Genomic DNA, 9,550 nt, shown 5'->3' with positions numbered 1-9,550 from the left:
TGAAGTGCAGCGCGGATACCACCTCGCGCACCGGCAGCTTTGCCACGTCGGCGAGCGCGTGCGGGAATAGGCCGAGCGCCGCCGGGCCGGTCCAGGCCTCTTTCAAGGTGATATCCTCGAGGTGGAAGCGCACCAGCTCGCAAATCCGGGGGCTGCCGTCGACATGCGGAATGATCTTGAGAATGAAATTCGGCGCCTTCATGCCCTTCAGCACCGCGTCGTGGTCGACCGGACGGTGCTTGTAGCCCATGGTGCCGGAGGCGCAGAGCACCGAGCCGTAATGCAGCGTTCCCACCAGCACGTCGCTCTCGACTTCGATCTTCGGCGTGGCGCGCTTCTTGGGAAATCCCCACAGCTCGCGGCCGCCCGCGATCGGCGCATCGTCGTCGAGATACATCGCATGGGTATAGGCGCCCTCCTCGCCGTTGAAGCGCACCGGGATCACCTGTCCGGTTTCGGTGTAATCGCCGAAGCCGGTTGAATCGGGCATCCGTATGAATTCGTATTTGACGATCGCCTCGGTGACTTCGAGCGGCTCCGGCACCACGGCGGCGAGCGCTTCCGGATCGGTGCGATAGGTGATGACGAAATATTCGCGGTTGAAGAACCGGTAAGGTCCCGGCGGAAACGCCGGGTTGGTCAGCGGCATCGAATAAGCGGCTCGCCGGACGTCATCGATCTTCATCGTCAGCCTCATCTGTCGTTGGCGCTGGCGCGCGATGAGGGATTATGCGGTAGCGGCTCGATGCAGGCGAGGCCGTAGAATCGGCAACGCGGATCACATCGCGGCGAGGGACGGTCATGGCGCCGTCATATCGCCTCGGCTTGCGCTGGCGCCCGCCCGGAACGACGGTGCTATTTGGGCTGGATCGGCGGCGCGGTTTTCTCCGCCGGAGCGGGCGGCAGTGCCGGGGTGGCGCCTTCCTTCTGCGCCTCGGCGTCCGGACGGGCAGGCTGCGGTGCAATCTCGGCCGGCCGCGCGCCGGTCGTCGCCGGCTCGGCGGGCGCAGACGGTTTGGTTTCCGCGCCCGGCGTCGACTGCAAGGGCTGGGTCGCCTGAGCCATCTGGGGGTTTCCGGCCCTGATCTGGGCCAGCGAAAGGCCCGTTACAACCAGCCCTGCTGCCACCATTAGGCCGGCGAGCAGCAGGTTCTTCCCTAGACTGCGTTTGCTGTCGTCCGCTGACATGTTGTTCACCGCCCTTTGTTGCGGGATCAACGGACGCGGAAGGGCATTGTTCCCCAGGCAAATGGGCAACGAAGCCGCTAGAGCTCCAGCAGCCCCGCGTCGCCGTCTTCCGCGGCGAAGGCGAGCAGGGTGCCTTTGCTGTTCCACGCCAGCCCCGCGACCTGGGCGCCGCCGTTCTTGCGTACCAGGATTTCCGCGCCGTCGGCGATCCGCACCATCAGGATGGTGCCGTCGCTGTAGCCGGCCGCAAGAATATCCTGCTTCGGATGGCAGGCGACCGCGGAGACGCGCGCCTGCAGCGGCGCAAGCATCGCGGGCTCCTTGCCCATCGGGCCGTCCTTGCTGCCGAACGGCCACAGGATCACGGTGTCGGCGCCCGAGGTCGCCAGCGCCTTGCCGCCGGCGCTCCACGACATCGACCGGACGCGGCCGGGATAGCCGGTCATGCGCATGTGCCTGCTATCTGCGAGCCGCCAGCCATGCAGCGCCGGCTCGTGCATCGCGGTGACGAGAAACTTGTTGTCGGGGCTGAAGGTGACGGCCAGATGCGAGCCGGCCCATTCCAGCACCTCGGCGGTGGCGACCATGTTGGGAAACCACAAGGTCACGCCGTTATAATGCGCGATCGCCAGCCGCAGGCCTTTTGGGGCGAACGCCAGCCCGCCGACAGTGGAGGGCACGTCGAACGACTTTTCCTCGCCTCTGCCGCTGCGGACAAAGGCGGTCTTGCCGACCGACCAGGCGAAGGCACCGTCCGGATGCAGCGCGACATTGTCGATCCAGCGCCGTTTTGCGTCCGTGGCAAGCAGCGTCACCTCACCCTTGGCGTCGAGCGAAACCAGCCTGCCGTCATCGCCGCCCATGACGAGCCGCGCGCCGTCGGAAGCCGCGCACAGGATGCCGCCGCCATGGACGGCGGCGGGCGTCACCTCGCCCTGCCCGCTCACCAGGAAGACGTTTTCCTCGGCGCCGACAAAGGCCGCGTTCTCGCCGAGAAAGTGCGCGGCGATGACGGGCGCGCCGATCCGGACCGGGCGCACCCGATCGGTGACCGACGCGATGGAGGCGGAATTTTCGCCCGGATCGAACTGTGTCATCACGTGGTGATACAGCGCTCGAAGCCGTCCCGGATGATCTGCTCAGGCAATTCGCGGCCGATGAAGACCAGGCGGCTTTCGCGCGGCTCGCCCTCCTTCCAGGCGCGCTGGTGATCGCCTTCCAGCATCATGTGCACGCCCTGGAAGACGTAGCGGTCGTCGTCGTCGCTAAAGGCCAGGATGCCCTTCGAGCGCAAAATCTTCTGGCCCTCGCTGGCGACCAGGTTCTGCAGCCAGGGCATGAATTTGGTGGCGTCGAGCGGCTTGTCCGACCGCAGCGACAGCGATTGCATGTCCTCGTCGTGATAATGCTTCAGGCCGTGGCCGTGGTCATGATCGTGATGATGGTGGTCATGGTCGTGGTGATGATCGTGGTCGTCGCCGACCTCGAGAAATTCCGGCTCCAGCTCGAGGATGCGGTCGAGATCGAAAGCGCCGCGCTCCAGCACGTCGGACAGCGCCACCCGGCAGCGCTCGGTGCGGTGCAGCTTGGCGTAGGGATTGATGGCGCGGATCCGCGCCTCGACCTCGGCGAGTTCGGCCTTGCTCACGAGATCGGTCTTGTTGAGCACGATGACGTCGGCGAACGCGATCTGGTTCTTGGCCTCGGGGGCGTCCTTCAGGCGGTCGCTGAGCCATTTCGCATCGGCCACCGTCACCACCGCGTCGAGTCGCGCGTTCTTCTGCACGTCCTCATCGACGAAGAAGGTCTGCGCCACCGGCGCCGGATCGGCCAAACCCGTGGTCTCGACGATGATGGCGTCGAACTTGCCCTTGCGCTTCATCAGGCCTTCGAGGATGCGCACGAGATCGCCGCGCACGGTACAGCACACGCAGCCATTGTTCATCTCGAAGACTTCTTCGTCGGCGCCGATGATCAAATCATTGTCGATGCCGATCTCGCCGAATTCATTGACGATCACGGCGTATTTCTTGCCGTGGTTTTCCGACAGGATCCGGTTGAGAAGGGTGGTCTTGCCGGCGCCGAGATAGCCTGTCAGCACGGTCACGGGAATTTTCTGGGAGGTCAATTCGGACATAATATCTCCGCAAGCGGTAATTGGTGAGCCACGCCGGCAACAGGGAGGGCCCCTGCCCTAATCGGCCAGCGCGCTGGTCAGGGCCTTTATATTGTGCCTGACCAGTTCAATGTAAGTGGGGGCATAGCCCTTTTCGCCCGTCAAACTGTCGGAGTAAAGCGTGCCGCCGACCCGGGCGCCGGTCTCGGCCGATATCCGCCGGATCAGCCTGTCATCGCTGATATTTTCAAGAAAAACCGCCGGAATTTTTTCCGTTTTGATCTGGGTGATGATACCGGCAATGTCGCGCGCGCTGGCCTCGGATTCGGTGGAAACGCCCCGGGGCGCGATGAACGCGATGCCATAGGCGGCCGCAAAATAGCCGAAGGAAGCGTGGGTCGAGATCACCTTGCGGCGGCTGGGCGGGATTCTTGCCACCGCCTCGCGCACCTCGCGGTCGAGCCCGTCGAGTTTTGTCGAATAGGTCTTGGCATTTTCGCGAAAGACCTCGGTGTCGGCGGGGGCGGCGGCGACTAACGCATCGCGGATATTGGTCACATAGATCTTCGCGTTGGCCACCGATTGCCAGGCATGCGGATCGGCATCGGAGCCCGACTTGAGCGGCGCGATGCCTTTGGTCGCGGTGATGATCGGCGCCTTGCTGCCGGAAGATTGCAACAGCCGCGGCAGCCAGCCCTCCAGCCCGAGGCCGTTGATCACAAGGAGTTTCGCGTCCGCAATCTTCCTGGCGTCGGCCGGCGCCGGCGTATAGACGTGCACGTCGCCGTCGGGACCGACCAGGGTGATGACATTGACGCGATCGCCGCCGACATTCCTGACGAAATCGCCGAGGATGGAAAAGCTCGCGACGACGTTGACGCGCTCCTGCGCGCGCAGCGGAGCCGTTGACGCCGCGAGCGCCACGCAGATCAGCCAAAGTCGAAACCCCCGCATCGCGCCTTCCGTTACGCTTCGAGGTGGCGGCCGGGAAACATCTGCCGGACCAGGCCGCCGACGCTGCCGAACAGGACCGAGCCGGCATAGAGCGCCGCCGCCACCAGAATGATCGCCGGGCCCGACGGCACCTTGGTCTGAAACGACAGCACGAGGCCGGCATAGCCCGACACGATCGCGCTTACGACCGCGATGCAGATCATGCCGGTGATGTCGCGCGACCAGAACCGCGCGATGCCGGCGGGCAGGATCATCAGCCCCACCGCGAGCAAGGTGCCGAGCGCCTGAAAGCCGTTGACGAGGTTGATGACGACCAACGCGAGAAACAAGAGATGCGATGGCGCGCCGGCGCGGCTCACCGTGCGCAGGAAAACCGGATCGACGCTCTCGATCACCAGCGGGCGAAAGATCACCGCCAGCACCAGCAGCGTGATGGTGGCGTTGGAAGCGATCACCAGCAGGGTCGGATCGTCCATCGCCAGGATATTGCCGAACAGGACATGCAGCAGATCGATATTGGTGCCCTTGATCGAAACGATCGTCACGCCGAGCGCCAGCGACACCAGATAGAAGGTCGCGAGGGAAGCATCCTCCTTCATTTCCGTCGAGCGCGCCACCGCGCCGGCGAGGATCGCCACCGCAAAGCCCGCGATCAGTCCGCCCGTCGTCATCGCGAACAGATTGAGGCCGGACAGCAGGAAGCCGATCGCCGCACCCGGTAGAATCGCATGCGCCATGGCGTCGCCGACCAGGCTCATGCGCCGCAGCATCAGAAAGACCCCGATCGGCGCGCCGCCCAGCGCCAGCGCGATCACCGCCGCCAGCGCCCGGCGCATGAATTCGAAGTCGGTAAAGGGCGCGATCAGCGCATCGTACAGCATCAAGCGGCCCGTGACGGCAGATCGTCGACCGCGCAGGCGGCGGCGCTCTCGTCGAACGCCTCGCACATGCGGCGGGCTTCCAGCAGGTTTTCGGCGGTCAACACGTCGGCGGTCGAGCCCCAGGCGACCGGCCCGCGCGCCAGCAACAGGGTTTCGGGGAAATGGCTGCGTACCAATTCCATGTCGTGCAGCGCCGCCAGCACGGTGCGCTTCTCGGCGTGCCAGCGCTTGACCAGATCGAGCAGATCGGCCGAGGTCTTGGCGTCGATGGCGTTGAAGGGCTCGTCCAGCACGATCAGCCGCGCATCCTGCAACAACACGCGCGCGAACAGCATGCGCTGCATCTGCCCGCCGGACAGCGTGCCGATGGGACGATTTTCAAATCCGTTGAGGCCGACGGCTGCGAGCGCATGCGCGATCCTGTCGCGCGCTTCCCTGCCCATGCCGCCGAAAAAGCCGGTCGAGCGCCAAAGCCCGGTGCCGACGAAATCGTACACCGAGATCGGAAAGCTGCGGTCGATATCCACGGTCTGCGGCAGATAGGCGACATCCTTGACGTCGAGTCCGCCGGTCTGAATCGAGCCCGCCAGCGGCTTGAGAATGCCGACCAGCCCCCGAAACAGCGTGGACTTGCCGGCGCCGTTGGGACCGATCACCGCGAGCAGCGCGCCGGAGGCGACTTCGCCGTCGAGATGATGCACCGCCGGATGCCGGTCGTAGCCCAAGGTGACGTCGCGAAATTCGATTTGCGCGGTCATGCTCACCTCATCGAAAGCCACACGACCGCCCACATCGCGGCGCTGACCGCGACGGCCGCAGCGAGCCGGGACACCACCGTCATGCGCAGGATCGACCAGGGTGCTGCTTGCGCCGGATGCGGCGACGCCGGTCCGTGGCTGTGGACGGGCACATGCCCGTGGGCATGGTCATGGCTATGGAGGTGGGAACCGGACATGCAAAAATGTTATATTATAACATTACGCCTGTCCACCGAGGCGGGTTCTCCCGATTTCGAAGGCTCAAGGCTTCCCGATCGCCATCGCGATGGCGGCGGCCAGAAACGGGAACGGCAGCGACACCGCCGCGCGGAACCAGACGAAGCGGGCCGGCATGAACGGAATTTCCCACAGCAACAGCCGCTGAAAGGCGAACAGCGCCCAGGCGATCACATAGGCGATCACCTGCGGCGGGCCGCCGCCGGCCTTCAGCGCCACCGCGCCGATGGAAAAGCCGATCACCGGTCCGCCCGGCGTTGCGGCCCCGGCGATGGTGGCGGTGAGGACGCCGAGCCAGCCGGAATCCGACCCCAGCCAGCCGGTGATGATCTCCTGCGGAATGATGGCGGCGATATAGCCCGAGCCGATCACGCCGAGCGCGATGCGCGGCACGATATTGATGAAGTCCATGGTGCCTTCACGCAGCGACGTCGTCAGCACCGTCGGGCCGCGCCGGAAAGCGATAAACCCGACCGCGGCCACCGACCCCCACAGCATGATATCGATGACGAGCGCGGCGCTCATTCCGGCGCGCCCTTCGGATAGATCCGGACAAAGACGAAGCGGCCGAGCGCACCGGCCAGCACCGGCAGCGGCAGCGAGATCACGATCCGCCACAGCGTGAAGTCGGTGCCCATGATCGGCAATTCCCAGGCGATCGCCCGGCCGTAGCCGATCAAGGTCCAGCTCACGACCATGGCGATGGTGGCGCCGAAATCGGCGCCGACCGCGAGCAGCGCGCTCGCCACCGGATAGGCGGTAAACGGCCCGCCGGGCAGGATCGCCCCGAACGCCGCCCCGATCAGCAGCCCCTTCAGCCCCGATTTGGGCCCGAGCGACCGCGACACTTTCTCATGCGGCAGAATCTCGGCGATGAACGCGCCGAGCAGGCAGCCCGCCAGCACGCGCGGCAGGATGCCGCCGAACAGCGCGAGATCGCGGGTCAGGATTTCGGTGACGCCGGCGATGCCGTCGCGCCGCCACACCAGGGTCGCGCTGACCGCGACCAGCGCGCCGATCACGATCATCGACCAGCCGATCGGTTTGCGGATGTGTCCGGGACGCGGCTCGGCGTCCGCGGCGTCGTCGGCGGGCGCCGGATCTTTCAGGGGAAGTTCTGACAAGGCAATGGGTCTGGCGCGCGTGGTGGGGCTGACCCTGCTTAGTCTCGCCGGATAGTCGATGCAAACGGAAGCGCGACAAAATCCATGCGCGGCTCAGGGAGGCCCATGCGGGATTGGTGGCTTTTGTCTTGACGCGTTTTCTTCACGCGAACCGGCATCCACTTCGCTCGAAAACGCTACGTGAAGTGGCGAACCAGCCCGAGACCGGCGAACAGGCCGGCGATCGAGAGCGCCACCGATCCCACCACGTAAAGCGCGGCCAGCCCAAACTCGCCCCGCTCGTAGAGCAGCGCGGTGTCGAGCGAGAACGCCGAGAAGGTTGTGTAGCCGCCGAGAATGCCGGTCATCAGGAACAGCCGCCCGTGCTGGCTCGCTTCGCCCTTGAAGGCGAGATAGCCCGCGATCAGGCCCATGACGATCGAGCCCGAAACGTTGATGAAGAAGGTGTGGTAGGGAAAGCCGGTCCCGAACGCGCGCGTGAAGACCATGTTGATGGTGTGTCGCAGCGACGCGCCAAGCCCGCCGCCGATGAAAACCAGAAGATAGCTCATCTGAAGCTTTTCCCTTGAGAAAAGGACCACCGGCAACGCGGTTGTGCCGCAAGCGCGCGATCCCCGCAAGGATCGCCCCAACAATAAAGGGCGGCAGCTCGATGCCACCGCCCCTGATTTCGTATTTCGAAAAGCCTCAGACTTTCGAGAACAGCTGGTCGACATACTCCCAATTGATCAGGTGATCGCAGAACGCCTTCAGATAGTCCGGACGGCGGTTGCGATAGTCGATGTAGTAGGAGTGTTCCCAGACGTCGCAGCCGAGGATCGGCGTGCCGCCATGCACCAGCGGGCTTTCGCCGTTGGCCGTCTTGGTGATTTCCAGCTTGCCGTTCTTCACCGTCAGCCAGCACCAGCCCGAGCCGAACTGGCCGACGCCGGCGGCGGCGAAATCAGTCTTGAATTTCTCGAGGCCGCCGAGGTCCTCGGTGATCTTCTTTTCCAGGCGGCTGGGCAGCTTGCTGCCGCCGCCATTGGGCTTCATCCAGTTCCAGAAGTGCAGGTGGTTGTAGTGCTGGCCTGCATTGTTGAAGACCGCGGGATTCTTTCCGAACGAGGCCTTCACGATCTCCTCGAGGGATTTGCCCTCGAATTCGGTCCCCTTGATCGCGTTGTTTCCGTTGGTCACGTAAGCCTGGTGATGCTTGTCGTGATGATATTCCAGCGTTTCCTTGGACATATGCGGCGCAAGGGCGTCATAGGCATAGGGAAGGTTGGGAAGCGTAAAGGTCATGGGGTGCTGTCCGACAATGATGGGAGGACTGAGTTCAGTAGAATTGGCTTAACGGGAACCCTTATAGAAGGTTCCATCGATGTTAAACACCGCAATTTGGGAAAACGTCGGGCCTGGGGTATGCGCCGGGCGCGCGATATGAGGATAAAATGAGCATCGAAATCGACATCCTGAACGGAGACGAGTCCTGGCCGATGGCCGAACCGCTGTTCAACGCGGTCTGGCCACCGGAACTCGTCAAGACGCTGCCCTGGGCCGACATCGTTTTTGCCCATGCCGAGTTGCGGGTGCTGGTTCAGAACGAAGCGGACGATGTCGTCTGCCACGTCGGCATCTACCGCCGCGAGGTCAAATGGAATGGGCGCAAGATGCGGGCCGGCGGCATCGGCGGCGTGCTGACCCGCAAGGACAGCCGGCGCAAGGGATACGCCAGCGTGGCGCTCAACGCCGCCATTCAAACCCTGAAGGATGAAGGCTCGACCGATTTCGCGCTGTTGTTCTGCGAACCGCACAACGCGCCGTTCTACATGGGGCGCGGCTTCAAGCCGTTCGACGGCGAGATCTGGTGCGAACAGCCGCAGGGGCGCGTTCGCTTCGAAGCCATCGCGCCCTACGTTCACGAACTCCGGCGTGCGCCGCTGCGGGGCACCATCGATCTGGGCGGCCTGCCCTGGTGATCGCTGCACGTTGATGGGGTGGCCGCCGGCGCAGGCGCGAATTCGCCGATCAAATCAAGATCCGGCGAACGCTGTGCGGAGTTGCGAATATGGCATTGCTCCTCCCGGATTTGCTGTTAAGCAGGCCTGCTTTTTGGGGGACCCGATGGTTTGCAGATTCGGTTTTATCGTAGCGATCCTGGTGACATTGCTGGCCGCGCCAGCCGCCAGGGCGCAGGCCGGTGGCGAGGCGGGCGGTATCTGGTTGACCCAGGCGGGCGACGCGAAAGTGCGTGTCAGCAAATGCGGCGGCGGCCTTTGCGGGGTCGTCGTCTGGCTCAAGGACCCCATC

The 9,550-nt window shown here is 64.4% G+C and carries 13 protein-coding genes and 1 pseudogene; 2 read left to right on the top strand and 12 right to left on the bottom strand.

All coding sequences use genetic code 11. The annotated features are described in order from the left end of the window. The 12 genes from QZ213_RS18910 to QZ213_RS18855 all read right to left on the bottom strand — a co-directional run. A partial coding sequence (locus QZ213_RS18910) for an acetoacetate decarboxylase (protein WP_291687622.1) occupies positions 1 to 685 on the bottom strand: 685 nt, incomplete at its 3' end. 170 nt (positions 686 to 855) lie between these two features. Further along, positions 856 to 1,188: a hypothetical protein gene (locus QZ213_RS18905; protein WP_291687621.1), complete on the bottom strand. Its 333-nt coding sequence runs from the start codon at positions 1,186 to 1,188 to the stop codon at positions 856 to 858. Between the two features lie 77 nt (positions 1,189 to 1,265). Next, positions 1,266 to 2,285, bottom strand: coding sequence for a WD40 repeat domain-containing protein (locus tag QZ213_RS18900; protein ID WP_291687620.1), 1,020 nt, complete (start codon positions 2,283 to 2,285; stop codon positions 1,266 to 1,268). Further along, positions 2,285 to 3,325: a GTP-binding protein gene (locus QZ213_RS18895; protein ID WP_291687619.1), complete on the bottom strand. Its 1,041-nt coding sequence runs from the start codon at positions 3,323 to 3,325 to the stop codon at positions 2,285 to 2,287. The genes QZ213_RS18900 and QZ213_RS18895 overlap by 1 nt, the downstream gene beginning before the upstream one ends. Before the next feature lie 57 nt (positions 3,326 to 3,382). Then, positions 3,383 to 4,258, bottom strand: coding sequence for a metal ABC transporter substrate-binding protein (locus QZ213_RS18890; RefSeq protein ID WP_291687618.1), 876 nt, complete (start codon positions 4,256 to 4,258; stop codon positions 3,383 to 3,385). Between the two features lie 11 nt (positions 4,259 to 4,269). Continuing rightward, on the bottom strand, positions 4,270 to 5,139 hold the full coding sequence (locus QZ213_RS18885) for a metal ABC transporter permease (protein ID WP_291687617.1): 870 nt from the start codon (positions 5,137 to 5,139) through the stop codon (positions 4,270 to 4,272). Continuing rightward, positions 5,139 to 5,897, bottom strand: coding sequence for an ABC transporter ATP-binding protein (locus QZ213_RS18880; RefSeq protein ID WP_291687616.1), 759 nt, complete (start codon positions 5,895 to 5,897; stop codon positions 5,139 to 5,141). Before QZ213_RS18880 ends, QZ213_RS18885 begins: the two co-directional genes overlap by 1 nt. A gap of 2 nt (positions 5,898 to 5,899) precedes the next feature. Continuing rightward, on the bottom strand, positions 5,900 to 6,094 hold the full coding sequence (locus QZ213_RS18875; protein ID WP_291687615.1) for a hypothetical protein: 195 nt from the start codon (positions 6,092 to 6,094) through the stop codon (positions 5,900 to 5,902). Positions 6,095 to 6,158: 64 nt separating this feature from the next. Then, on the bottom strand, positions 6,159 to 6,659 hold the full coding sequence (locus QZ213_RS18870; protein WP_291687614.1) for a hypothetical protein: 501 nt from the start codon (positions 6,657 to 6,659) through the stop codon (positions 6,159 to 6,161). Beyond that, positions 6,656 to 7,258, bottom strand: coding sequence for a permease (locus QZ213_RS18865; RefSeq protein ID WP_291687613.1), 603 nt, complete (start codon positions 7,256 to 7,258; stop codon positions 6,656 to 6,658). The genes QZ213_RS18870 and QZ213_RS18865 overlap by 4 nt, the downstream gene beginning before the upstream one ends. A gap of 176 nt (positions 7,259 to 7,434) precedes the next feature. Further along, positions 7,435 to 7,809, bottom strand: coding sequence for a fluoride efflux transporter CrcB (gene crcB, locus QZ213_RS18860; RefSeq protein WP_291687612.1), 375 nt, complete (start codon positions 7,807 to 7,809; stop codon positions 7,435 to 7,437). Between the two features lie 136 nt (positions 7,810 to 7,945). Further along, on the bottom strand, positions 7,946 to 8,542 hold the full coding sequence (locus tag QZ213_RS18855; protein ID WP_291687611.1) for a superoxide dismutase: 597 nt from the start codon (positions 8,540 to 8,542) through the stop codon (positions 7,946 to 7,948). Positions 8,543 to 8,691: 149 nt separating this feature from the next. Between QZ213_RS18855 and QZ213_RS18850 the strand changes: the two genes are divergently transcribed. Both QZ213_RS18850 and QZ213_RS18845 read left to right on the top strand, forming a co-directional pair. Then, entirely contained in the window at positions 8,692 to 9,219 is a 528-nt protein-coding gene (locus tag QZ213_RS18850) for a GNAT family N-acetyltransferase (protein WP_291687610.1), read from the top strand. Between the two features lie 145 nt (positions 9,220 to 9,364). After that, a pseudogene (locus QZ213_RS18845) lies at positions 9,365 to 9,550 on the top strand (DUF2147 domain-containing protein); the annotation flags it as partial.

Origin of the sequence: Bradyrhizobium sp. (assembly GCF_017881085.1) — a bacterium.
Lineage (GTDB): Bacteria > Pseudomonadota > Alphaproteobacteria > Rhizobiales > Xanthobacteraceae > Bradyrhizobium.
The sequence above is the reverse complement of the archived record's forward strand: the minus strand, read 5'-3'. Positions and strand labels throughout refer to the sequence as shown.